This window comes from Trichococcus flocculiformis (assembly GCF_963662535.1).
Classification (GTDB): domain Bacteria; phylum Bacillota; class Bacilli; order Lactobacillales; family Aerococcaceae; genus Trichococcus; species Trichococcus flocculiformis.
The window spans coordinates 1,112,199-1,136,501 of the sequence record NZ_OY759718.1 but is presented as its reverse complement, the minus strand read 5'-3'; the positions used below and the strand labels follow the sequence as shown (position 1 = coordinate 1,136,501).

At 50.3% G+C, this 24,303-nt stretch carries 16 protein-coding genes and 1 pseudogene; 2 read left to right on the top strand and 15 right to left on the bottom strand.

Going from position 1 to position 24,303, the window contains the following annotated elements; genetic code table 11:
* Window positions 1–98: 98 nt before the first annotated feature.
* The 4 genes from ACKPCD_RS05635 to ACKPCD_RS05620 all read right to left on the bottom strand — a co-directional run bounded on the left by ACKPCD_RS05635 (window position 99) and on the right by ACKPCD_RS05620 (window position 4,722).
* Window positions 99–1,142, bottom strand: a complete 1,044-nt coding sequence (locus tag ACKPCD_RS05635) for an ABC transporter ATP-binding protein (protein WP_321434278.1) — start codon at window positions 1,140–1,142, stop codon at window positions 99–101.
* Window positions 1,135–2,787 carry an ABC transporter permease gene (locus ACKPCD_RS05630; RefSeq protein WP_321434277.1) on the bottom strand — a complete coding sequence of 551 codons (1,653 nt, stop codon included), beginning with the start codon at window positions 2,785–2,787 and terminating at the stop codon, window positions 1,135–1,137. Before ACKPCD_RS05630 ends, ACKPCD_RS05635 begins: the two co-directional genes overlap by 8 nt.
* A gap of 98 nt (window positions 2,788–2,885) precedes the next feature.
* Window positions 2,886–3,953: an ABC transporter substrate-binding protein gene (locus ACKPCD_RS05625; protein ID WP_321434276.1), complete on the bottom strand. Its 1,068-nt coding sequence runs from the start codon at window positions 3,951–3,953 to the stop codon at window positions 2,886–2,888.
* Window positions 3,853–4,722 carry a sugar phosphate isomerase/epimerase family protein gene (locus tag ACKPCD_RS05620; protein WP_321434275.1) on the bottom strand — a complete coding sequence of 290 codons (870 nt, stop codon included), beginning with the start codon at window positions 4,720–4,722 and terminating at the stop codon, window positions 3,853–3,855. Before ACKPCD_RS05620 ends, ACKPCD_RS05625 begins: the two co-directional genes overlap by 101 nt.
* A gap of 162 nt (window positions 4,723–4,884) precedes the next feature.
* Between ACKPCD_RS05620 and ACKPCD_RS05615 the strand changes: the two genes are divergently transcribed.
* Window positions 4,885–5,592 (top strand): tyrosine-protein phosphatase, encoded by a 708-nt coding sequence (locus ACKPCD_RS05615; protein WP_321434274.1) that lies wholly within the window; start codon window positions 4,885–4,887, stop codon window positions 5,590–5,592.
* Window positions 5,593–5,957: 365 nt separating this feature from the next.
* On the opposite strand, the pseudogene ACKPCD_RS05610 reads toward ACKPCD_RS05615, so the two are convergent.
* The 7 genes and pseudogenes from ACKPCD_RS05610 to ACKPCD_RS05580 all read right to left on the bottom strand — a co-directional run bounded on the left by ACKPCD_RS05610 (window position 5,958) and on the right by ACKPCD_RS05580 (window position 16,777).
* Window positions 5,958–7,778 (bottom strand): annotated as a pseudogene (locus ACKPCD_RS05610) (ABC transporter permease/substrate binding protein).
* Window positions 7,771–8,973: a quaternary amine ABC transporter ATP-binding protein gene (locus ACKPCD_RS05605; protein WP_407702682.1), complete on the bottom strand. Its 1,203-nt coding sequence runs from the start codon at window positions 8,971–8,973 to the stop codon at window positions 7,771–7,773. The pseudogene ACKPCD_RS05610 and the gene ACKPCD_RS05605 overlap by 8 nt, the downstream one beginning before the upstream one ends.
* Before the next feature lie 602 nt (window positions 8,974–9,575).
* Window positions 9,576–10,901, bottom strand: coding sequence for a 6-phospho-alpha-glucosidase (locus ACKPCD_RS05600; RefSeq protein ID WP_321434272.1), 1,326 nt, complete (start codon window positions 10,899–10,901; stop codon window positions 9,576–9,578).
* 31 nt (window positions 10,902–10,932) lie between these two features.
* Window positions 10,933–12,522, bottom strand: coding sequence for a PTS transporter subunit EIIC (locus ACKPCD_RS05595; protein WP_321434271.1), 1,590 nt, complete (start codon window positions 12,520–12,522; stop codon window positions 10,933–10,935).
* 120 nt (window positions 12,523–12,642) lie between these two features.
* Window positions 12,643–13,416, bottom strand: coding sequence for a MurR/RpiR family transcriptional regulator (locus ACKPCD_RS05590; protein ID WP_321434270.1), 774 nt, complete (start codon window positions 13,414–13,416; stop codon window positions 12,643–12,645).
* A gap of 224 nt (window positions 13,417–13,640) precedes the next feature.
* Complete coding sequence (locus ACKPCD_RS05585; protein ID WP_321434269.1) at window positions 13,641–15,131, bottom strand: glycoside hydrolase family 32 protein; 1,491 nt, start codon at window positions 15,129–15,131, stop codon at window positions 13,641–13,643.
* Window positions 15,132–15,352: 221 nt separating this feature from the next.
* Window positions 15,353–16,777, bottom strand: coding sequence for a sucrose-specific PTS transporter subunit IIBC (locus tag ACKPCD_RS05580; protein ID WP_276647590.1), 1,425 nt, complete (start codon window positions 16,775–16,777; stop codon window positions 15,353–15,355).
* A 302-nt stretch (window positions 16,778–17,079) separates the two neighbouring features.
* Between ACKPCD_RS05580 and ACKPCD_RS05575 the strand changes: the two genes are divergently transcribed.
* Complete coding sequence (locus ACKPCD_RS05575) at window positions 17,080–18,102, top strand: PLP-dependent cysteine synthase family protein (RefSeq protein ID WP_321434268.1); 1,023 nt, start codon at window positions 17,080–17,082, stop codon at window positions 18,100–18,102.
* Window positions 18,103–18,278: 176 nt separating this feature from the next.
* Here ACKPCD_RS05575 and ACKPCD_RS05570 read toward each other — a convergent pair whose 3' ends face one another.
* The 4 genes from ACKPCD_RS05570 to ACKPCD_RS05555 form a co-directional block, all read right to left on the bottom strand.
* The gene (locus ACKPCD_RS05570; RefSeq protein ID WP_321434267.1) at window positions 18,279–19,946 is read right to left on the bottom strand and encodes a right-handed parallel beta-helix repeat-containing protein; all 1,668 of its coding nucleotides are present in this window, start codon (window positions 19,944–19,946) and stop codon (window positions 18,279–18,281) included.
* Between the two features lie 70 nt (window positions 19,947–20,016).
* On the bottom strand, window positions 20,017–21,021 hold the full coding sequence (locus ACKPCD_RS05565; RefSeq protein WP_321434266.1) for an LCP family glycopolymer transferase: 1,005 nt from the start codon (window positions 21,019–21,021) through the stop codon (window positions 20,017–20,019).
* Window positions 21,022–21,346: 325 nt separating this feature from the next.
* A complete protein-coding gene (locus ACKPCD_RS05560; RefSeq protein WP_321434265.1) occupies window positions 21,347–22,702 on the bottom strand; it encodes a leucine-rich repeat domain-containing protein in 1,356 nt (451 codons plus the stop codon).
* A gap of 261 nt (window positions 22,703–22,963) precedes the next feature.
* A complete protein-coding gene (locus ACKPCD_RS05555; protein WP_321434264.1) occupies window positions 22,964–24,196 on the bottom strand; it encodes an L-lactate MFS transporter in 1,233 nt (410 codons plus the stop codon).
* Window positions 24,197–24,303 lie beyond the last annotated feature (107 nt).

Here is a 24,303-nt window from a genome sequence, read left to right as displayed (position 1 = left end):
ATTTTGGCGGGTTTTCTTTTCATGCTTTTCTTTATGCATGTCCATAACCGGCCACAAAATTACGCCATAAAAAAAGCAGCCATTTGCGGCTGCTTTTTTCAGTGTTTCGTGATGTATACTTCCTCATCCATTTCGGCTGCATGCGGAGAGTGCGAGATGATTTCGATTTCTGTGCCGAGTGCGGAAACAATGTAGCGCGTTTCGCGGCCGAGGAACTGTTTGTCCTTGATTGTGGCGCGCAATCCGCCACGCTGTTTGTTTTCCGGTTGGAAGCTGAGTTCCTCAGGACGGATCGGATAAAGGCGGTTGGCTTTGAAATAATCGGCGACTCCCGTTCCTGGCCAGCTCAATGCGTTTGCTTCAGCCGGGCGGAAACGATCTCCTTGCCATTCGCCGTTGACCAGCAAGGCTTTGCTGACGAAATTAGCGACGAACGGCGTCTGCGGATAATGGTAAAGATTGTACGGCGTATCGATCTGTTCGATCTTTCCTTGGTTCATGACGATGATCCGGTCAGCAAGGGCCATGGCTTCGCTCTGATCGTGCGTCACATAGAGGATCGTTGCTTTGGTAGCGCGATGGATACGCTTGATTTCCTGTACCATCACTTGCTTGAGGTGCGCATCCAAGGCACTCAGCGGTTCATCCATCAGCAGCATCTTCGGCTGCGAAACGATGGCACGGGCCAAGGCAATGCGCTGTTTCTGCCCTCCCGATAACTCGTTCGGATAGCGGTCCTCAAAGCCTTCCAGTTCGACCAGCTGAAGCGCCTGCCGTATCATTTCCTTGCGCACCGCCTCGTTGAAACGTTTCTTGTTCTGCGAGCTTTTCAGCGGGTATTCAAGGTGCTCCTTGATGGTCATGTGCGGCCAGAGCGCGAAATGCTGGAACACCATTCCGAGCTGGCGATCTTCGACCGGCATGGTGTCCTCATTTTCAAAAAAAGCTTGTTCACCGAAACGAATGCTGCCGGCCGTCGGGTCGATAAAGCCTGCCACAGAGCGCAGCAGCGTGGTTTTTCCGCAGCCGGACGGGCCGAGGATAGCGATAAATTCATTCTCCTTCACTTGGATCGTGATGTCGTTCAGTGCCTTGGCTGTGCCGAAATGCTTGGACAGGTTGGTGATGTGCAGTTCAGTCATTGGTTCGATTCCTCCGTTCAAAGTGATTGCGGATCAGGACGATGGCGAGAATAAAGAGTGTCAGCATGACAGAGTAGGCTTGGGCGATATTGTTGTCGCCGCCGGTCTGCAGATTGAAAATCGTCAGCCCCACCGTCTTCGCATCGGCCGCAGCCAAGAGCGAGGACAACGTCAGCTCGGTGAATGCGCCAGTGAAGACGAGGAAGGAACTCGAAAAAATTTGATTTTTGATGATGGGGATGATGATACGGCGCCATTTCTCGAAAGTCTTCGATCCAGAAACGGATGCGGCCTCCTCCAGCTCGATTGTGACGCCCAAAAGTGCCGTGTTGCTGCCGCGCAAAAGCAGCAGGATGTAGCGGGTCACATAGGCGATCAAAAGGATCCGCATCGTCCCGTAGACGTTCGGAACTTTGCTCCAATAGAAAATCATGCTCAACGCCAGCACGATGCCGGGTGTCGAATAGGTCAATGCGGCTCCCAGTTCGATCGGCAAGGTAGCTCTTTGATCATGGCGTTGCTTGTAGTACATGACCCAGACGCTGACGAGGATGCCGATCAGAATCGCAACGACAGTCAATCCGAAACTGGTCAGGAAGCCTTTGTACATGTTCGGTGTCTCCAGGATGAAGCGGTAATTATCCAGTTTCATGGTACTGATATCGAAGAGCGAGCGGCTGTAGCCCACTTGCAAAGATGAAAGGAACATGACCAACAAAGGCACAATGTTCACGAGTATGATCGTTGTGACGGATAGGATTTCGACCAAGCGGCGTTTGCCTTTTGCCAACAGAATGCGTGGTTCGTAGTCGGGCCGGGCCGCTTCCATGATGACCGATTTGCGCAGCACCCACCACTGCAGCGCTATGCCGCCGAAAGCGATCAAGGAAAGGATAATTGACAACACGGCGGCCTGGTTGAAGCTCGCCGGGCCGAAACCGATCGCTTTTTCGTAGATGTAGGTGCTGAGAACGGTGATTCCTGCGGGCGAACCGAGTGTTGCCGTAATCGCGAAATTATCGATGGAGCTCAGGAAAGCCAAGATGATCCCACTGACGATCGCCGGCAGGACAGTCCGGAAGTTGATGTTCCGGAGCGTTTCCTTCATGCGGTAACCTGCGATCCGCGAAGCCCATTCCTGTTCCTGCGGGACTTTACGCAGAATGTCGACAATGTTCAGATACACGAGTGCCGCGTTGCTGATGCCGAGGACGAGAATGATTCCCCCGAGCGAATACATGTTGATGACAGGAAGCCCGTTTTCGCGTAAAAACGTATTGACTGGACTGTTCCCCGCGAACAATGCCGTCCACGACAGCGTCACGACATAGCCCGGGATGATGTAGGGCAAGATGACCAGTAATTCGACCAGCCGCTTGAATCGGATGTTCGTATAGGCGACGATCAGCGCGTAAAGGAACCCGACCGCCACTGATATCGCAGTGGCCCCTAAGGCTATGATGAACGTGTTTCCGATGGCCTGCAGCGTCCGCGGCGATTCGAAGATGCCCGTGAAGTTCGTGATCCCGAAGCCCCCTTCCACCTCGAAACCCATCTTGAAAAGCGTGAAGAGCGGGAACAGGAACACGAACAACCCGATGATCCAGAACAGGATCTTATGGGTGAAATGATAAAATTTCGACATGATTTCTCCTTTAAAAAAAGAAGGAAGGAAAAGGCCGGGATTTTAGTCCTGGCCCATTCTTCCCTCAATTCATTCCAGTTTTTATGCACTGCTTTCGATTATTGACCGAAGATTTCTGCGAATTGCTCTTTATCGGCTTCGCGCGTCTCCATAACTTTGGCTTCGTCAAATGCCATCGGAGTGATTTCGTCCACGCCCTTCAGCCCTTCCGGAGCAGCAATGCCTTCACGCACAGGTGTGTACCCCATTTCTGATGTCACTGTCTGGCCTTCTTCAGAGAGAATATAATCCACAAAGAATTCCGCCATATCCGCGTTATCAGCACCATTGATGATGCCGATCGGTTCGGTCACGTACAGCGCGCCCTCTTCCGGATAGATGAATGCGATCGGAGCGCCATCGATGCGGGCACGGTTCGCCATGTAATCCACCAGCACGCCGATGCCTTCTTGGCCGTTCAACAATGCATCACGGACGGTTCCGTTTCCTTGGCCGACAAACAAGGCATTTTCCTTCAGGCCTTCATACCATTCCCAACCTAGCGCATCTTGTTGAGTGATGATGGAAAGGTTCAAGGAAGCAGCTCCCGAATAAAGCGGGCTCGGAATCATGACTTGGTCTGCATAAGCCGCATCCGTCAAACTTTGGTAGCCTGTGATGCCGGAAGCGTCGATCCTGTCCGTGTTGACCGCGATACCTGTGGCAATGACTTTCGTGCCGGCGTACAGATTTTCGTCGTCGATATATTCCGCAGGGATGGCTTCCAACTCAGGCGACTCATATGCCTGCAGCAAATCTTCCTCAGCCAATCCTTCGAAAGTGAAGCTGTCCGAAACCAACAAGGCATCCGCCAAGATGTCGCCGGTTTCCTTTTCGGCCATGACTTTTGAAAGGACTTCCTCAGTACCGGAGCGGAAGACTTCCACTTGGATGTTCGGATAGACCTCGTTGAAGCCTTCGACCAATAGCGCGATGTCCTGTTCCGGTTGGGAAGTGTACAGCGTGAACGAACCGGAAGCATCCGTGGTGGCTGCCGTTTCGGAAACTGATTCAGTTGATGCCGCATCAGTCGCGGAATCCTCGACCGATTCCGTTGTGTCGGCTGTACCGCAAGCCGCTAAAGTCAAAGCTGACATTCCTGCAAAAATCCATTTGTTCCATTTCATCGAAAAATTCCTCCTTGAGATAGGTTAGATTTTTTTTGAGCACTTTCCGTTCCAAACCGAGGTCCATCCCTTCGATGACGATCGGCAGTCCGCTTGCCAAGATGTCTGGCGAGAGCTTGCCAAAATCGAGCACACCTTCACCTAATGGGGTATGGTACTGTCTTTCTGTGCGGTTGCTGAGGTGCAATTTGCGGATACGCGGCAGCTTATTGAGGTGATCCAACACCATCTCCTCGTCGCGGCAGTGCGCCACATCGAGTGTCACGTACATCCGTTCCCAGAGGTCGCCAGCCACGCGTTCTAAAACATGGCGATCGGTAATGAATTCCTTTCCTACCGGCTCCATGATTTCAAAGGAAATCGGCTGGTTGCGTTCATCGGCATAAGCCATCAGCTCTTTCATGGATGCATGCATATATCCGTCGTGAACGGTCTCTTCCAGGCCGATCGACAGTCGTCCGGGGTGGATGGTGACATCCTTCGCTCCCAGCGCATGAGCAAAAGCGATCGACTTTTTCGTTTCCAAGACCGAAACGGCACGGACCGATTCCTGCAAGGCGCACAGATTCAGGTCCCAGCTGTAGGCATGCACGAAAACTTCCAGCTCGTAAGCAACGATGAGCCGTTGCAATTCTTCGATCGCCACGCCGTGATAGTCCATTTGTTGATGGAAAATTTCCAATCCCATGCGCTGTTCCTTCGCTGTCCGGAATATTTCTTCTATCGAATGATTCCACATCAGGGGTGTGGATAGATATGTATTTGTCATGATGGCTTGATTCATTCGCTCCTTTCAGTAAGAACTCTCTTAAGTATAGGGATTGTTTGTAAACTTCCGGTTAATTTGACGTTAAAAATTGTAAAGCTTACTAAATGTATATAAAAATTGTGATACGATGGGGACCAATAAGCACAGAAAGTGGGCGTTGATATGGGAAGACATCATTTTTTTGAGGAAATTGTAAACTTTAGGGATCTCGGGGGCTACAATGCGGCGGATGGTGCGGTTCTGAAGGACGGGCGCGTTTATCGGTCGAGTATGCTGTTCGGGCCGACTGAGCATGACCGTCAGAAATGGGAGTCGCTGGGCATCGATACGATCATCGATCTGCGGGCGCCGAAGGAACTGGTGCGCGAGCCGAATGCGTATGCAGATTTGGTAGGCCGTTATGTGAACGTGAATCTGAGCGGCAGAACGGATGCCGGCCGCAGCAGTGAGTTGGCGCAATCGGCTTCTTCGCCCTACTTCATGAGTGATCGCTATCTCGAGTATCTTTCGGCGGGAGATGAACTGGCAAAAGTGTTCCGGATTTTTCTTGAACGCTGGGATAGGCCGCTTGTCTTTCACTGCAGCGCCGGTAAGGACCGCACCGGCGTCATCAGTTATCTGCTGTTGAGTCTGCACGGCGTTCCGCTGGCTGAAATCGTTGCGGACTATCAAGTTTCATACACGTACATGAAACAAGATCCGCGCCTGCTTGATCCGGATAAGCACTTGAACATTTATGTCTCCTATCCGGAAATCATGGAGTTATTCCATCAAGCATTTGTGGACAAGTACGGTAGCGTTGAGGATTATCTGCGGAGTATCGGACTTGACGAGGAAGAGGTCGCGGGCCTGCAGGGGTTGTTGCTGTAAGCAGCAGGATGTTTTGAAATGTGTTGGCGGATGAAGAAATGTACTCGAAAAAATAAGATAAAATGTTCAAAAGAACTAAAAAAATCGAAGACGCTCAGCATGCGGATGCTGAGCGTCTTCGATTTTTTGCGTGAAATGAATGAGTTCCATGTGTTTGTCAGGTTTTCGCGTCTCACTATTATGCTTTGAACACATTTGGATCGAAGGTTGTCCGATAACGCTGATGAATCGGACATTCGGCATACGTTCGGGTCGACAGTTGTCCGATAATCCCAATGAATCGGACATCCGCCGCACTTTCGGTACGAAAAAAGGAGTTGCTGCCTCAGTCCGAGGCAGCAACTCCTATTAGTGTTCAACATTCATTATTTAGCTACGCCGGCAGTCCATTCTGCGACTAGATCCGGATTAGCTTCCACGAAGGCTGCGGCAGCATCTTCAGCTGATTCGCCTTCATAGATTTGGAGCATCAATGCTTCGACATCTTCGATGGTCCATTGGAATTGATCCAGCACTTGGTAAGCTTCCGGCATGTCGGTTTCGAGTCCCTCACGCACCATCGTGTGGACGGTCTCTTCGCCGCCGAAAATGCCGTTGGGATCATCCAGGTATTTCAGGTCGTAAGCCGAGAATTTCCAGTGCGGGTTCCAGGCTGTGATGATGATCTCTTCTTCATTTTCGATCGCTTGTCCGAGTGTGACGGTCATGGCGCCGGATGAGGACGTCTCGATTGCCCAATCGCTCAAGTTCGAGTAATCCGCGATGGCGCGTTCAGTGGCCGCTACGATTCCGGCACCTGGCTCGATTCCGGTGATGGATTTGCCGGCTTGATCGGTCAGATCTGCGATCGAGTCGACATCCATATACGCAGGAACGGCCAAACCGATTTTCGCGCCTTCAAGGTTTCCGCCCAGGTCGACCATCTTGTCGCCGTATTCTTCCAGTTGCGCGGCATGCGTTCCCGGCAGCCACGCACTCAGCATGGCATCGGCTTCGCCTGTCGAGACGGCTTCCCACATGATGGCGTTATCCAATGGAGTCAAAGTCACATCGTAACCAAGATCTTCCAATACTTGGGCAACGACATGGTTTGTGGCCACTGCGTCATCCCATTCGACGTAAGCCAGTTCGATTTCCTGGCCTTTGCCGACTGTATCTTCCATGGATGCTGTATCTTCTGTTGCACCGCAGCCAGCGGCGATCAGCGAGACACCTAAGCCCAATCCGGCAGTAAGTCCAAGGCGTTTCCAGTTATGTTTTGTTGTTTTTGTCATATTATGTTTCTCTCCTTTTTGTTTGGCAATCAGGAATCGTTGCGTCATTAAACAGTGTTATGAGGCGCTCTTTTTGCTGAATTTCTGGGTCAGACGGTCGATGATGATGGCAAGTACAACCAAAGCCAAGCCGGATACGAAACCGGAACCGATTTTGGCGCGTTGCAAGGCGGAAAGGACATTACGGCCCAAGCCAGGGGCACCGATCATCGAAGCGATCACGACCATCGACAAGGACAGCATAACGGTTTGGTTGATGCCGGCCATGATTGTGGCTTTCGCCAATGGTAATTCGACTTTGAACAACCTTTGCGCGCCGGTACTGCCGAATGATTCGGCTGCTTCAACCAGTTCGGTGGAGACTTGTCTGATCCCCAGATTCGTGAAGCGGACGGTCGGCGGGATCGCGAAAATAAGTGATGCGAGCACCCCGGGAACCATCCCGATTCCGAAGAAGGCTACAGCCGGAATCAGATAAACAAAGGCCGGCATCGTCTGCATGAAATCCAGGATCGGATTGATGATGTTGTTCGCGATTTTGCTTTTCGCCATCAGGATACCGAAAGGCACGCCGATCAGGACGGACAGCAAGCTCGAGAACAAGACCAGCGTCAAGGTGAACATCAAGTCTTCCCATAGGCCTTGATTGTGGATAAACCAGAGACCGACGACAGAAAAAATGGCCAGGCCGAATTTTTTGCCTGAAGCAAAGAATGCCAGTAGCGCCACTAATGCAATCAGGATGACAGCCGGGATGGCCGTCAGCGTTGACGTCATCAGATCAATCAAAGTCTGCGAAGACGCTTTGATCGGATCGAACAGGAAACTGAACGTGTCAGCGGTCTTGTCCGTGACATATTCCGCAAAATCGGCAACCGGTAATTCAGGAATGAAATTTAACAGATTATCCATTTACGGACACCTCACTTTCTCCTGCCAAAGCGGCTATGACGGCGCCTCTGACAAGAACACCCACCAATCTGTCGTTTTCGATGACAGCGACCGGCGAGCTTGAATCATGGATGATCGGGAAAATATCGCTCAAGGTAGTATCTTTGGAGACTGTCGGGATATCTTCTCTGAGGATGCCATCCACTTTCGTAGCATTGGCTTTCAACGCTTTCGTAGCGTCCTCGGCAGTGATGTACCCTTTCAGTCTGCGGTGATTGTCCACCACCAGGATCGTCGAAATCCCTTCTTGGCGCAATAATTCCAAGGCGAAGAGCGGCCCGTGTTTTTCGATATTCATGACGATCGGACGCTTCATGATGTGTTCGGCAGTCAACACTTTCGAACGATCGACGTCCTCCACGAATTTTTCTACATAGCGCGTTGCCGGATTGGTCAAAATTTCCTCAGGCGTACCGATTTGGACCAATTCCCCGTCCTTCAGCAGCGCGATCCGATCCCCGATACGCAAAGCTTCGTTCAGATCATGGGTGATGAAGATGATTGTCTTGCTGACATTTGCCTGCAGATCCAGCAGTTCATCCTGCATCTCACGACGGATCAATGGATCCAAAGCCGAGAAGGCCTCGTCCATCAATAGAATTTCCGGGTCATTCGCCAAGGCACGGGCCAACCCGACCCGTTGCTGCATCCCACCTGACAATTGGTGCGGATACTGATCGCTGTAATCGCCCAGGCCTGAATTTTCCAAAGCCTGTTGCGCTCTTTCCTTGCGCTCGGCTTTTGCTACGCCCTGCACTTCGAGTCCGTACTCGGTGTTCTCCAAAATCGTGCGGTGCGGGAATAAGCCGAAGTTCTGGAAAACCATACTCATTTTTTCTCGACGGACTTGGCGTAATGCCTTCTTATCCATGATCGACAAATTTTCGCCATCGATCAGGATATTCCCCTTCGTCGGTTCGATCAGACGGTTGAACATCCGCACAAGTGTCGACTTCCCGCTTCCGGAAAGACCCATGATGACGAAGATTTCCCCTTCTTCTATGGAAAGACTGACGTTGTTGACCCCTACTGTCGCCCCAGTGGCACGCAGGATGTCCTGTTTGCTCTTCTTTTGTTCAAGCAGTTCCAGAGCCTTGTCTGCTTTTTTTCCAAAAATTTTCGTTACGTTCTCTATTTTTATTTTCGGCAAGTGCATTGCTCCTCTCAAATTTTTGATGCTATATGCGTGGATTCTATCGATAGTGGGAATCAAATCCTCGAATCCGATTATGGGCCCCTGCAATGTACAAATATAGTGTTATATTTTCATTTATTCCGAAAACATAAATTGAAGATAATTTCGTTACATCACAAAGCTATATCCACTATTATCCAGTTATGGCGCGGATATGCAAATCAAAAATGAATTATTTGTGAATTTTTCGCGAAAAAGTATGCGGTTACACGCGCTTTCCAAAGGTAACCGTGAAGAATCTGAATTTTTTTAAATTAACTTCGGATTAGAATCATTATGTTGACATACATACGATACAACATACAAACATTAGTTGTGATCGCTGTCGAATTGTCGAATGCGGTCCCCATATTCGACAATTTCGGAATTATTTTTGTTTTATTTGTCGGATATTGGCTGGATATCTGATTGTTTGGTTCCGATCTTGTTTAAATCACGCAGCTTATCATTATAATCGCACGCAAAAAGGATCCCTGGCTCTTGATGAGCAGGAATCCTTTTTCAATCAGTTATTTTTCAGGTGCTGTTTTTCGCCCCGCCAGAAAGGTGGGCTTCATTTACGATCAATGCAGTTCCGGCCAGTAGTCCTTGTTGGCTTCAATCAGGTCATCCAGAATGTCCTTGGCGACTTTTGCGCTCGGGATCGTTTTCGATAACGTCAAGGCTTGCCATAGTTTTTGATAGCTCTGTTCGACATAAGCCTCCACCACCAGTTTTTCGACGGTCACTTGCTGGAACATCAGGGCCTGTTCAAAGGCTGGGATTTTCCCTTGAGCCAATGGTTCCGGGCCGTCATTCCCCACGATGCAGGGCACTTCCACCATTGCATCATCAGGGAAATTGGCGATGGCACCATTGTTTTCCACAATCATCAGCATTCTTTCATGTGTGTTGAACGCAATCGCGCGGGCCAAGTCCACGATGAAGGAGGCATGGCTGTCGATATGGAATCCGCCATCACTGGCTGTTCCTTTTTCGATGATGTTGCGTGCAGCGGAAAAGACTTCCTTTTCCCGGCCGTTCATAACTTCATTGGCACGCGTATAGTCGCGATCGGAATGGGCCACTTCATAATCCGGGTACAAATAATATTTCAGATAGGTGTTCGGCAGGTAACGCGGATTGACGGCAAGCAGATCTTTCGCTTTCTTGTGCGTTTCCTGCCAACTCTGATCCATATGTTGCGTGTCGACTTCCACTTGGGTCAAGTAGCCGTTCTCGGCCACATAGTCGCGGATCTGATCGAGATACTCGTGCCCTTCTTTGTCTTTCACGCTTGTCCACCAGCCAAAATGGTTCAGTCCAAAGTAACGGACTTCCAGGTCTTGCGGATCTTTTCCGATGATTTGGGACATTCTGCGCAGTGTTCCCACCGGCATATCACAGATGTTCAGGACTTTCGAATTCGGACGCAGGACGCGGCAGGCTTCGGCCACAATCGCAGCTGGATTGGAATAATTCAGCATCCAGCAATCCGGCGAATAGGTTTCCATATGGTCGATGATTTCCAGCATCCCAGTGATGCTGCGCATGCCGTAAGCAATACCGCCTGGCCCGCAGGTTTCCTGGCCGATTACGCCATGATGCAACGGGATTTTTTCGTCCTTTTCGCGCATTTCGTATTTGCCGACACGGATATGGGCCATACAGAAATCTTTGTCCGTGAACGCTTCTTCTGGATCAGTTGTGTACGAAAACTTCAAATCGGGCGCCTGTTCTTTCAACAAGATTTCCAGAGCCTCGCCCAATACCGCCTGACGGTCTCCATCGTTGTCGTACAGCACCAATTCGCGCATCGGGAAACGATCGATATTATCCAACATCATCATCACGATTCCTGGTGTAAAGGTGCTGCCACCACCAGCAATGACTACAGAAAATTTCTTCATAAACAATTCATCCTCACTTTTTGAATTCAGATTATTCTTCAACAGTTGCTCTGTTCAGCACAGTATCTACCGATTTCCGGATCGCATTCACCTGCAACCCATATACGACTTGCACATTCTGGCCTTTCCTGATGATGCCACTGGCTCCGGTCTCGTTCTTTAAGATCCCTTCGTTCACTTTTTCAGGATCGGTCAAAGTGAGTCGCAAGCGCGAGTAGCAATTCGTGACGGTCTCGATATTTTCCTCGCCGCCCAATGCAGCCACGATCGTCTGCGCCAGACCCAAATCGTTTGCGGGCTCTCCTGATTTGGTTTTTTTCTCTTGATAATCCTTTTTCGAATACAATTTTGTTTCCTGCCCCGACTCCTCGCGGCCAATCGTCTTGTAGTCAAATTTCGTGATCAAAAAACGGAACAAGAAGTAATAGATCACAAAGAAGAACAAGCCGACCACAATGTACATCGGCCACGCGGTCCGTTCTGTCCCAAGCGGCACATTGTACAAGAGAAAATCGATAAAACCATTCGGACCGATTGCCCGAACATTCAAAATATTCAATACGACCATGCTCAAACCACTCAAACCGGCATGAACGATGAACAACAGCGGTGCGACGAACATAAACGAGAACTCGATCGGCTCCGTGACACCTGCGATAAAGGAAGTGACTGCTGCCGGAATCAGAATGGCACGGGCTTTTGCTTTGTTTTCAGGGCTTGCTTTATGGTACATCGCCAAGCATGCACCGATCAGTCCAAACATTTTCGAAATGCCGCGCGCATCCCAGATGACGCTCGGCGCCAGCAAGCCGCCGTCCGCATTGGCGATTTCGGCGAAGTAGATGTTGCGTGCCCCTTCAAAAATTTCGCCTGCGACTTCAGCGACTCCGCCCAGTTCAGTATAGAGGAACGGCGTGTAGACCAAGTGGTGCAGTCCGGTCGGGATGAGCAGCCGTTCCAATGTCCCATACAGGAAGATGCCGAAGTTGCCGCTTTGATTGATCAAAGCGCCTAAGCTGCTGATGCCGCCTTGGAAGAATGGCCAGATGTAAGTGAACAGGATGCCCAGCAGCACAACTACCGGAATCAACACGATAAAGACAAACCGGGTGCCGCCATAAATTTGGAACGCATTGTTGAATTCTTTATCGGCGTAGCGGTTATGGACGATTGCGGTGACGATTCCGAGGAATATCCCCAGGAAGACACCCATATCCAAGACTTGAACACCCAGTACCATCGTCTGTCCTGTTCCTTGCAGATTGCCTTCCACAAGCATGCCTTGCAGACCCATGAAACGGTTCATGGCATTTATGAAAACAAGGTAACCCAGCAAAGCAATGAATCCAGCCTCGGATTTTTTCTTGTTGGCTAATCCCACTGCCAGTCCGACACAGAAGATGACGCCTAGATTCACTAAAATGGAAACGAGTGATCCGGACAAAATCGTTCCGAATCCGGTTGTAATGGGGTTATTCAAAAATGGCAGAACTTCCAACAAGCGCGCATTGGTAAAGAGATTTCCTATCGCGATCAATATGCCGGCTATCGGCAAAATCAAAACGGGAATGAACATCGCTTTGGAAAATTTCTGCATGGTATCCATGATTCTCTCTTTCATCTGTTTCCCTCCAATATGATTTCTTTAATATGACTACAGTGTAGCGGGAATCGTCCGGAAATAAAAGGCTTTCATAACGGTAAAAAACGTGTTCCGCAAGTACGAAACACGTTTCACCGACTATTCTTTTGGCTCATCCACTTCATTGATTTCTTTCAGGTAACGGCTCAACAGGTACTCCACCAGCAACAGCGTAAATGGGAAGAAGGTGTTGGGCAACAAGTTCCTGTCATCCAACTTGTGTTGATCGGTAACTTTAAAATTCAGATCGCTGCATACCCCAAGCCGGTTAGGGGTCTCTTTTGTGAAAGCTACGGTAAAGATGCCCGCATTCTTGGCTTTCACCAGCTTATCAATGACACTTTGCGTCTCTCCTGATTTGGAAATGGCGACGAAAGCTCCGATATTTTTCAGGTTATTTTCCAATACCCCGATGGAATCCAGCGTTGTTGCAAGAATGACTTGTTTCCCGAGAAGCAAGAGTTTTTTGTAGAGGTATTCCGCTGCAATCGCGGAAAAACCGGCAGCATAGATGAAAATAAATTTCCCATCCAAACTCAATACTTTTCCGATGAACTCGTCCATATCCCCTATTGCATTGTGTTGCAGAACAAGCGCATGATCCAGTTGAAAAAATTCATCTTCGGAAGTTCCGGTCAGCTCGGTTTCAGCATTCACAAGCGGCAACAGGTGATAATAGAGATCGATGAAGCCTGTATAGCCGAGCTTTTTCGACAAGCGGATAATGCTTGCCGGTGAGGTATAGTTTTCTTTGGCAATCTGACGAACACCCATTTGCAAAACGGTATCCATATTGCTGATGATGTAGGTCAACAGTTGTTGATCTGATTCGCTTAATTCCTTACCTTGAAATAACTTGGCAATATCTACCACGTACGGATTCACCCCTAAAGTTTTTGTCCTCTCTAGTATAACGAAAACCAGCCTGTCCATGCATATTTATTCAAAAATATTTGTTGAAATAAGAGAGCTTTTCCATTCGGGCAGCGCGCCGGGAATGTTTTTCTCGTCCTCCGCCCCCAACGCAAAAAACGCACCACCCTTACTCTGCTAACAGAGCTAATGGGTGGTGCGTTCAACTGTTAAATCCTGCTTCTTCAGGCCAATTCCCAAAGGTCGAGGCTGTAATCGATTGTACTGCCTGCCGCGAGCGACAGGCCGGTTTCTCCCGCTTCGGGGAATACGCGGGAGGTGAAGGTAGCTTCGCCGTCGTTGACGAAGATTTCGATCGAACTGATGTCGACGAAAATCTGCAGCTTGACCTTTTCCATCTGTTCGACCGCTAGGCTGCGGGTCGTGCCGAAGTCTTCGGCGAACGGAATGCCGCAGCGACTACGGTCGATCGTGATCTTATTCGTATTCGGATCCAAAGTGATGCGGAAACGCTTGTCGTTGGTCGCATCTTCGCAGAGATCCAAGGTCACCGGCGCGTGGTCGGCTGACGCCGGAAATGCTACATCCAGCTTGAGTTCGTAGCAGTTTGCGCCACTGCGCTCGATGCTCTTTTCACCAGACAATAAACCGGCGTCCGAAACTGTCTTCGTTTTCCGCAAAGCAACCAATTCGCGGACCGGTTGCTGGATCAGTTTGCCATCCTTGATGGACAACTCGCGCGGCAATGTCAGGCAGTGCGCCCAGTCTTCGCTGTCGGTCGGGTAAGCGACGTCCGGCAATCCCATCCAGGCCGTCAGGATGCGGCGGCCGTCCGGGCTTTCGGCTGTCTGGGTGGCGTAGAAATCGAATCCGGCATCCAGTTCCCGGAAACCATCATGCTCCAGTTTCAGCTCATCCATCCGGAAATCATCAGCAATCACATAACCGGTCTGGAAAATGTTGTGGTAGCGGTCGCCTTCCGGTTCGATTCCTTGCGGCGAAAACAATAATACCGTTTTGCCGTCGATCTCGAACAGGTCCGGGCATTCCCACATGAAGCCGAATTCCGGCAAGCCGGCGTCGACTTCGCCCAGCAATTCCCATTCCACCGCATCGGCCGAGCGGTACATCAGGATTGTGCCGGTTTCGTCGCTGCGTTGGGCACCGATGACTGTGTAATAAATGCCGTGCTGCTCCCAGACTTTGGGATCGCGGAAGTGGTCGGTGTAGCCTTCCGGATTGCCGGCGATAGCAGGCGGCAGGAACTTCGTGAAGCTGCCGTCTTCTTCCATGCGGGCAACAATCTGGTTCGGCACCCTTTCCCATTTTTCCGTGCGGACATTGCCGGTATACATGATGTGCAGCTGTCCGTCTTTGACGAAGCCGCTGCCGGAATAGACGCCGTGGCTGTCGTACTCGGTATCAGGCAGCAGCGCGACGCCCTCATCCTGCCATTGCACGAGGTCGGTCGAAGTCAGATGGTACCAGTGCTTCAGGCCGTGGACCGCGCCCATCGGGAACCATTGATAGAAAAGATGCCATTTGCCGTCGAAATAAGTGAAGCCGTTCGGATCGTTCAAAAGGCCGGTGCTCGGTTGGATATGGTAGTTTTGGCGGAAGGGTGACTGCGCTACCCTTTTCGCCAATTCGTCCAGATAGTTGTCGGAATAATCCGAGATTTGTTTATAGCGCTCCTCGCGCGTCCATTCTTTCATCGTTTTATTCCTTTCCGTGTCAAATTAGTCCTATGTCTAGCAGTCCAAGCCTGCCTCTCGGAAATTAGATAAATCGGTCCTATTGCGCTCTACAATGCTCAGTTGCATGGGACTCTTAGGGATTCATCCCTTAGAGCCCCAGTACAAGGTGACCGTAGGGAACGTTGCGTGGACCGATTTCCTAAATTTCTTTCGAGGCAGAGCGGGCTTGTACTGCTTTTCTATGCTTTTTTCGTCCAGTCGCGTTTGCTGAAGAAGAAAGTCATTGTGATTGTCACGACTGTCGCGATCAGCATGCCCAGGACGTAGAACCACAATTCTTCTTGTTTGATCGAGATGACACCCGGCAAGCCGGCTGCGCCCATTGCGATCGCTTTGACATTGAAGAAAGAGATGAACGCGCTGCTGATACCGGAACCGATCATCGCTGCGTAGAACGGGTAGCGGAATTTCAGGTTGATACCGAACATGGCAGGCTCAGTGATCCCCAAGTAAGCAGAGATGGCGGATGCGGATGCCAAGCTTTTCGCTTTTTGCTCTTTGATGATGAAGAACATCGCCAATGCAGCAGCACCTTGAGACACGTTTGACATAGCGGCGATCGGGAAGATGAACGTACCGCCTGTTTTGGCGATATCGGCCAACAATTGCGTTTCAACAGCGATAAAGCTGTGGTGCATACCGGTAACGACCAGTGGCGCGTAGAAGAAACCGATGATCCCTCCGCCGATGGCACCCGTTGTGTCATACAACCAGACTAGGCTGTTTGTCATCGCGTCGCCGAGCGTGCGCATCAATGGTCCTACCAATGTGAAAGTCAGGAACCCTGTGATGACCAAGGCGAACAACGGTGTGACCAAGTTATCCAATGATGTATGCACACGTTTGTGCAGGAATGTTTCGATTTTAGCCAAGATGAAAGCCGCGAACAAGATCGGCAGGACGGTACCTTGGTAACCGACTTTCGCGATTTCGAATCCGAAGATATCCCAGAAAGGCACTTCTCCCGCAGCCAAAGCGGCTGGATAAGCGTAGGCATTGACAAGATCCGGGTGGACCATCAGCATTCCCAAAACAGCTCCCAAGTAAGGGTTGCCGCCGAATTTCTGGGTTGCGCTGAAACCGATCAGAACTGGCAGGAAGACATATGCCGCATTGGAGAATGTGTTGATCATCGCTGCAAATCCTTCAATAGAAGGATACGCTTCAATCAGTGATTTCCCGGTAACGAACAGATCCTGTGCTGTGAAGACGTTGTTCAATCCCATCATCAAACCACAGGCTACGATGGCCGGGATGATCGGCACGAAGATGTCCGAAAGCATCTTGACGCCCTGTTGAATCGGGTTCAGTTTTTGCGTGCCGGCTGTTTTGACTTCTTCCTTACTCATGGCGTCGATTCCGGCCATTTTGATGAATTCTTTGTAGACTTCATTGACGGTTCCGGAACCAAGAATGATTTGATATTGACCGGCTGTTGAGAAAGTCCCTTTGACTTCGTCGCGTGCATCCAATCCCGTTTGATCAACCTTGCTTTCATCCCTCAAAACTAAGCGTAGTCGTGTCGCACAGTGCGTCGCTGCCTGTACATTGTCTTTTCCGCCGATATCCGTCAACAATTCTTCTGCAATCTTTTTGTAATCCATTTTTTTCTCCCTCTTTCCTTTGCTTTGATGAGCTGTGCCTAAGAATAAGTGCAATAATGACTGTGTTTCATCTCTTTTCGGAACCGGTTCCCCTTTGTTCTAAAATGATAAGGAGCTGGTTTTTCGCATTGGTGAAACCGGTTCCTCTTGATATGAATAGTAAACCCTTTCAGAAATAAAGTCAAGCATTTTTATAAAAAAGATTTCGTCTTTTTTAATTTGCTGGCATTAGCCATTCCTTGACAATCGGAGTAGAATGGAGATAAAGAGCGACCTGACAAAGACATGGGAGGTTTTTGACCATGACGATAAATAAAGAAATATCCGCAAAATTTGATGGTTTGGCGGCGCTGATCGGCCACACTCCACTGCTGGAAATTTCCCTGCTTTACAAAGGCGAACCGCGGATCGTTTACGCAAAGGCCGAATACTACAATTACTCCGGCAGCATCAAAGACCGTGTCGCCTACCACATCCTCCGTCAGGCCTACGAAATAGGCGCCATCACTGAAGGCATGCCGATTGCCGAGGCGACCAGCGGCAACACCGGCATCGCTTTTGCTGCAGTCGGTGCCTATCTGGGCAATCCGGTCACGATTTTCATGCCCGACTGGATGAGCAAGGAGCGGATCAATCTGATTGAGAGCTTCGGCGCGACAATCCGGCTCGTTTCCAAGGCGGAAGGTGGCTTCACCGGTTCGATCGCCCTGGCTGATCGGATGGGCGAAACCGAAGGCGCATTTCTGCCCCATCAATTCTCCAATCCCGAAAACTGCGCCGCCCACTACGCGACAACCGGGAAAGAAATTCTGGCTCAACTAGCGGCTTTCGGCAAAAGGCCACAAGGCTTCGTCGCTGGCGTCGGTACTGGTGGAACGCTGATGGGCGTGAAGCAGATTCTGCAGGAAAACTACCCGGACTGTCTGGCGTTTCCGCTTGATCCCGCCTCTTCCCCAACGTTGGCGACTTGCGGAAAAATGATCGGTCCGCACAGAATTTTCGGCATCGGTGACGAATTTGTGCCTGCCATCGTCAAACTGGACCAGCTGGACAACATTCTGTCGATCGATGATTGCGACGCCATCAACATGTCCCGCAAACTCGCGCGTACACTTGGACTCGGCGTCGGCATCTCCTCGGGCGCTAATTTTTTGGGTGTTCTGAAGGCTCAGGATCTGCTGGGGAATAAGGATGCCGTCGTCGCGACCGTCTTTGCCGACGATAACAAGAAATATCTGTCCACCGATCTGATGTATGAACAAACCGTTTCTGCCGGTCATTTGGCCTGCGACGTCGAACTGCTCGGCATGCGCGCGATCCGCTGAGGCTGAAGCATTGAATGTTAAAGGATAAAAAGGAACAGCCGACAAATGTGGAATTCGTCGGTTATTCCTTTCCCTACGGTTTGCGTTCAGTCGACAATAAGATAAAAATACAGCCTGGCGACATCAGATCGGATGTTGCCAGGCTGTATTTTTTTCTCTTAGCATTCTTGCTTCCCTCATTCGATCACTTTCCACTCTGCCGCAATCGGATCGCTGGTGACGGCGACCCATTCCGAAGGCGAACCCGAAACCGGTGCATAAAGTCTGGCGGTATCCCCTTTAAATGCCGGAACATCCGCTTCTGTAGGATCCTCGCCGACATAAATCAAGCGATCACTGACGATTTTCGTCGTCCCGATCTGATCGGCGCCGGCATAGCCGGCTTGCGAACTGTCCAACACCATATTCTTGAACGTGACCGTCGCGTAAGGTTTTGTATTCATATAATCCAGGAAACGGAACGGCGTCGTCACACTCTCGCCGTACGAAACATCATCAAGCACGAACTTGTCGATCCGCGCCCAAGAGAGCGGCTGCATCGATACCGCGGTTTCTGTGTCGAAATATACATCGTTCAAGTAACTTTCGGCCACCCCGAAGTTAAAGTAGCCAGTCGTAAAACCGCTGCTGAACGTGCAGTCGTTGAGCGTCAGTTTACCATAATAGCCATTCAAGGCGACGACTTCCTTCGCATTCTTCAGAAAATCCCCCGCATCTGCACGCTCGAAAATGCAGTCATTGAAAGTCGTTTGGTAAGCGTCCTTCGGCAGGTCATCGAAAATATCGATAACGTGCACCATAACGCCATTCACATCTTTTGTTATGCTAGGAGTGACTGCGAAGGTTACGTTGTTGAACGTACAGTCGGTGGCGTTCATCACTTCCACATTGCCGAGCGTCGAGCGCTCGACTGTGATGTTGTTTTTGAAACCGTAAATCACCGTCGTACCACCGATGACTGTCGAATCGGTCATCTTTACAACGGACCCCTCTTGTGTCCCCAAGTCGACGTCGCTGTAGGCCAGCATCCGCTCAATGGTCAGGTTCGTTTTGCCGGGAGGCTCGGTATCAATTTCAATATCGATTGCTTTACCGAACTGCCCTTTTTCAGCGTGATAATCCGTTATGGTGATATTTGTAGGGGTTCCGCTGGCGACGATGCCACCACGGAAACAATTGATTGCGGAACAGCCGGTGATTTCCACAGAAGCATTTGTATAAATATGCACACCATCCGCACACCAATTCTGGAACGTACAGTTTAGGACTTTCCCCCGTAACATACCGTCTTCTGCTGTCGAACCAGCAAACAAGATCCCGAATTGTTGCTCTTTCTCGTAGTTTAAGAAGTCCCCCTGTTTCCAGGCATTCCCATCAAAGGTCATGCCTTCAAAAATCAGATAATCGGAGTCCTCCGAATTTTCCCATTGCCGATATTGGGTTGTGAACATCCTGGTAAATTTGGGTTGATCGTCTGCCAAGATGAAAGTTGCCCCATAGCCCACGAGCCGCAGTCCTGCCTCAACGTTTACCGACCGGAGGATGTAGGAGCTTCCGTTTGGAAAGAAAAGGTCCTTATCATTTTCGATGCAATAGTCGACCGCCCGCTGAATTCTTTCGGTATCGTCTTTTTCCGTCTCACGCTTCGGGAAATCCTCGATACTGACTTCCGATTCTTCTAGCTGGACGTAGGACTGTTGGGCGTTGTTGACCGACAATGTTACACCCCCAATGGATTCCAGCCGAAGTTGCGTTATTTCGATCCACTGGACAAAATGAGGCATTTGGCTATTGAGAAACACCAGCATCAGAAACGGCAGCAGCATGGCCATCCGTTTATTCATCTACCTTCCCTCCTTTCAGAGGTACCCCCCGCTCAATATCCACTGGCCATTTGTCAGCCTTGCCGCCTGTCTATTCCAATTCCAATTCGGCCTGCAGTAGATCATGTACGCGCGTCAGTTCGGTGTCGTCGACAAAATTGTAGTAGATATCGTTCATCATCCCACCGGTGCCGCCGAGTTGTTGCTGCGCGATATTATCTACCGCGCCGAGATATTTTTTGTTTTGGAGCGTGTAGAAATCGGACAGTTGGAAACTCGTCTGCATATTGGCAGAAAGCGACTGCAGAATATTCTGATAATTCAGCAACGTTTCCGGTGTTGCCAATTTGCGGATGACGCCTTCGATGACTAGGCGTTGTCTGCCTTGGCGACCGGTATCACCGGCCGGATCTTCATAGCGCATGCGGGCGAATTCCAGCGCGGCTTCGCCATCCAGTTGATTGGTTCCTACGACGAAATCATGGCCGTTCTGGTTGAAGGCAAGTGGGCTCTCGACAGTGATGCCACCGACCGCATCGACGATTTCTTGGATGCCGGCCATATTGACCATCACATAGAAATCGATGGGGATGTCCAACATCTGCTGGACGGTATTGATCGACATCGCGGTGCCTCCAAATGCATAGGCATGGTTGATTTTGTCCGAAGTGCCGTAACCGACGATTTCAGTGTAGGTATCGCGTGGGATACTCAACAAGGTCGTCTTTTGGGTGTGCGGATTGATTGTAACAACCACCATCGAGTCGGAGCGGCCTTGTTCCGTACGGCCCAAGTCACCGGTATCGACTCCCAGCAACAGGATGGAAACCGGTTCGCCCGCTTCCAGAAGTTGCGAAGGGGTCAAGGCGCCGGCATCGGCTCGGCTGCCTTCTTCTTTTCCTGCCGAAGAGTCATTTACGCTCCCGCTATTTGTCGTCCGGAAAGTCTCGACTTCGACCGGTGTATAAGCTGTATCTATCGTGTCTTTCACGTTTGCATAAATCGAGTAGATGTACCCAAGGATGCTGATCACCAGAATTGCAAGGATACTGATGAATATTTTCAAACCGTTCTTGTTTCTTTTTTCTGATCGCATTATTCGTTCTCCTTTTTCTGAAACTCAACTATAAAATAATTGTTGGCGTTTATTACATTTTAGATGAACCAGACCAGATAGTAAAGTCGCTTGCAAACCTATTGTGCCGATGCACGGTTAATCATCAGCGACCGGTTAACGATCATTGATTTTCACCGATAAACACAGGCTTCGCCGGAGGTGGGCCAGCATATGAACCTCCTGCTCCGAGAAGACGATGCTCGCGGGAGTAGGATCCCTCGAATCACTCCTGTCCTCCGGTGAGCGGGCCCTCGCCGGAGCTGTGCAGATCAGGTGGGGTACTTCGGCTGGTCGGCACGCTGGCTCACTCTTCATACCAACTGATGTCGCAATTTGGAAGAGCATTTTGCAGCATGGCTTGTTCGTCGGCATTGATGTCCGTTTTACTGATATGCAGTTTCCCCAACTTGGCCAAGCCCAGCAAAGGGGTCGTGTCGCTGATCGGATTATTCTTCACATCGAGGTACCACAACTCTGCCAAATCCGCCAAGGCAGTAGCATCGTTTATTTGATTTCCGGACAGATTCAAATGCCGGATTTGGCTGAGACTGGCCAGGCTGTCGATGGTGGTGATCCGATTTTCGGACAGATCGAGGTAGACCAATTCCGCCAGGTCGGCCAAGGCGGTGATGTCATTCACTTGCGATCCACTGATTTCGAGGTGCGTCAGGCCGGTCAGTCCAGCTAAGCTGCCGATAGTTTCGACTTTTGTGGCGTTCAATTCCAAGTGCGTCAGCCTCGCCAATCCTGCCAATGGCGAAAGGTCGCTTATTTCAGTGCCGCTCAAATACAACGTCAGCATATTACCGAGACCCGCCAAGGCGCTGACATCGGCTATTTCAGTCCCACTCAGGTTCAACTCCATCAACTGCGTCAAATCTGCTGCAGCTCCGACGTCACGGATGGGTGTGTTATCCAGTTCCAAGACGGTCAGTTGCGTCAAGACGGATAGAGCTGTGATGTCTTTGACTTGCGTATTCCCTAGACTCAGATAGCGCAACTGATTTATGCCAGCCAAGACGCCGACCTCTTCGACTTCGGTATTGCGCAGCTTCAGCGACTGCAGGCCAGTCAAGCCGGATAACGGACGGATATCGCTGACTGCAGTATCGTTCAAATAGAGCACCTCAAGCTTCTTCAATTCGGCTAATGCTGTGATGTCATCCAGTTGGTTGTTGTTGAGATAAAGGGTCTTTAGCTTAGTCAAATCCGTTAAAGCCGTGATGTCCTGTATTTGGGTGCGGCTGACATCCAAATATTCCAGTTGCGTCAAACCGGCTAGCGCGCTGATGTCATTTATTTGAGTATCATTCAAATGCAGTATCCGCAGATTCGTAAAATGTTCGATTCCGCTGATGCTGTTGATATCCTTATTGCCCAAATAGAGCGCATCGACCGATTCGACATCGCTCGCAGTCAGGTCTCCCTCTTCTTTGCCGATCAATTTACGCACATAATCTTCAATCGCTTCATCAGTGAAAGTCAGCAGCTGTTTTTCCTTTGAGGTTGCGGTTTCTGTATCTGTTTCCGGTTTGCTGTTGGCTTGAGAAGTGCTCTCTTGGTTGCTTTTTGCTGAATCCAGGCCCGATTCCATTGTGTCGGTGCAGCCCGCAAAAATAATCAAGGTGAATAACGTCACAAGCATCATTCTATTCTTCATACTAAATCACTCCTCCTAAAAGTACATTCGAGCTAACGATGGAATCCATTATGGCTGGATTCTCTCAGGAGATGGCCGTGGGAACGGGTTAATTTATAACTTGATTATAAGCCTACTCTGCTCGGATCGCTAACATAAGGGGCTTAATACTGCAGACACTTAATCGCAAATTGTGTGCCAAAACTCGTTTCATTCAGAAAAATAGCCCGCGTTGAGGAGAGTAGGCTTCCTCAACGCGGGCTATTTTCAATGAAGTGTCTTTTAAACAGTTTCCGCTGCAAGCTTGGACACTGTTTTTCTTTTTGCATAGACGAGGCTCAAGCCCAATCCGAGCAGGACGACGGCGATCGCGACATAGAAGGCTTTCGTGAAGTCACCGTCGTTCGCGGCGGCCAATGACGCAGTCACTTTCGGTGCGACGAATGCAGCGCTCGAAAAGCCGATGAAGACGATGCCATAATTGACGCCCTGGTTCGCTGGACCGAAGTTATCCATGACCAAGCCTGGGAAGACGCCCATCACGCCGCCGAAGCAGAGTCCCAAAGTGACGACACCTGCAGCGAAGGCCCACACTTGGTTGACGCTGACGAGCAGGACGAAGGCAAAAATGATGGCACTATAGATGATGATGACCGCGCGGATCTGGCCGATCCGATCGGAGACTGCGCCCCAGAATACCCGCCCAGAAGTGTTGCTCAAGGAATAAAGACTGACGTATGCGGCAGCCGCTGTTGCCGATAGTCCGAACATGGACTGCCCGATCAGCGATGCGTTCGAAGCGATCATCAGGCCGGAAAAGGCGCCCATTGCGAACATCAGGATCAGCAGGTAGAATGCCGGCGTCGCCAGCATTTCCTTCCAGTTTTTGTTTGCGGTGATGGTTTTTGCTGGAGCCTTTTCGGAGCCCTCAGCTGTTTGTGGAACGACTTGTTTCGGTGCCGAGCGGATGAAAAGACTGAAAAAGAATCCAATCAATGCATACGCTAAGCCCATGCGCCAAAAGGCTTGGCTGACGCCGTAGCGTTCGATCAGCGTGTTCGCAATCGGAGCCGCTATGATTGCCGCTCCGCCCATGCCACCGGTGATCAGACCGGAAGCCAAGCCTTTTTTATCCGGGAAAAAGCGGATTGTGTTGCTGAGGCAGGCGGAATAGGCAAAGTTCTGCGCAAATCCGCCGAAGATCCCGTAGATCAGATATAACTGGAAAATGCTCGTCGCTTGCCCGGTGAACGCGAAGCTGATACCGAAAAGGACGACGCCGATGCGGGCGATCCATTTTGCCCAGCCACGGTCCGTAAAATAACCGCCGAAAATCATCGGGATCGGCCCCACTGCGGAATTGATTGCGAACGCCATCATGATGTCCGGCACCGCCCATCCCCGCAACTCCGCCAACGGTCCTGCGAAAACACTGAATGTGTAGACGATACCGGTGCACAACAAGATCCCCATCGAGCTGACTAGCACCACCCAACGATTTGTTTCTTTTCTCATTCTAGTTCCCCCTTTTCCTGTTTCTTTTGTATTTTCAGGGATAGCGGTGCAAATAATTGCATCGCTATCCCAATATTTGCTGATGCCTTTCATGAATGAAGGTTGTT

Coding starts and splice junctions, on each gene's coding strand:
- ACKPCD_RS05635 (WP_321434278.1), bottom strand. CDS start 1,142: ATGACTGAACTGCACATCACCAACCTGTCCAAGCATTTCGGCACAGCC.
- ACKPCD_RS05630 (WP_321434277.1), bottom strand. CDS start 2,787: ATGTCGAAATTTTATCATTTCACCCATAAGATCCTGTTCTGGATCATC.
- ACKPCD_RS05625 (WP_321434276.1), bottom strand. CDS start 3,953: ATGAAATGGAACAAATGGATTTTTGCAGGAATGTCAGCTTTGACTTTA.
- ACKPCD_RS05620 (WP_321434275.1), bottom strand. CDS start 4,722: ATGACAAATACATATCTATCCACACCCCTGATGTGGAATCATTCGATA.
- ACKPCD_RS05615 (WP_321434274.1), top strand. CDS start 4,885: ATGGGAAGACATCATTTTTTTGAGGAAATTGTAAACTTTAGGGATCTC.
- ACKPCD_RS05605 (WP_407702682.1), bottom strand. CDS start 8,973: ATGCACTTGCCGAAAATAAAAATAGAGAACGTAACGAAAATTTTTGGA.
- ACKPCD_RS05600 (WP_321434272.1), bottom strand. CDS start 10,901: ATGAAGAAATTTTCTGTAGTCATTGCTGGTGGTGGCAGCACCTTTACA.
- ACKPCD_RS05595 (WP_321434271.1), bottom strand. CDS start 12,522: ATGAAAGAGAGAATCATGGATACCATGCAGAAATTTTCCAAAGCGATG.
- ACKPCD_RS05585 (WP_321434269.1), bottom strand. CDS start 15,131: ATGAAAGAATGGACGCGCGAGGAGCGCTATAAACAAATCTCGGATTAT.
- ACKPCD_RS05580 (WP_276647590.1), bottom strand. CDS start 16,777: ATGGATTACAAAAAGATTGCAGAAGAATTGTTGACGGATATCGGCGGA.
- ACKPCD_RS05575 (WP_321434268.1), top strand. CDS start 17,080: ATGACGATAAATAAAGAAATATCCGCAAAATTTGATGGTTTGGCGGCG.
- ACKPCD_RS05570 (WP_321434267.1), bottom strand. CDS start 19,946: ATGAATAAACGGATGGCCATGCTGCTGCCGTTTCTGATGCTGGTGTTT.
- ACKPCD_RS05565 (WP_321434266.1), bottom strand. CDS start 21,021: ATGCGATCAGAAAAAAGAAACAAGAACGGTTTGAAAATATTCATCAGT.
- ACKPCD_RS05560 (WP_321434265.1), bottom strand. CDS start 22,702: ATGAAGAATAGAATGATGCTTGTGACGTTATTCACCTTGATTATTTTT.
- ACKPCD_RS05555 (WP_321434264.1), bottom strand. CDS start 24,196: ATGAGAAAAGAAACAAATCGTTGGGTGGTGCTAGTCAGCTCGATGGGG.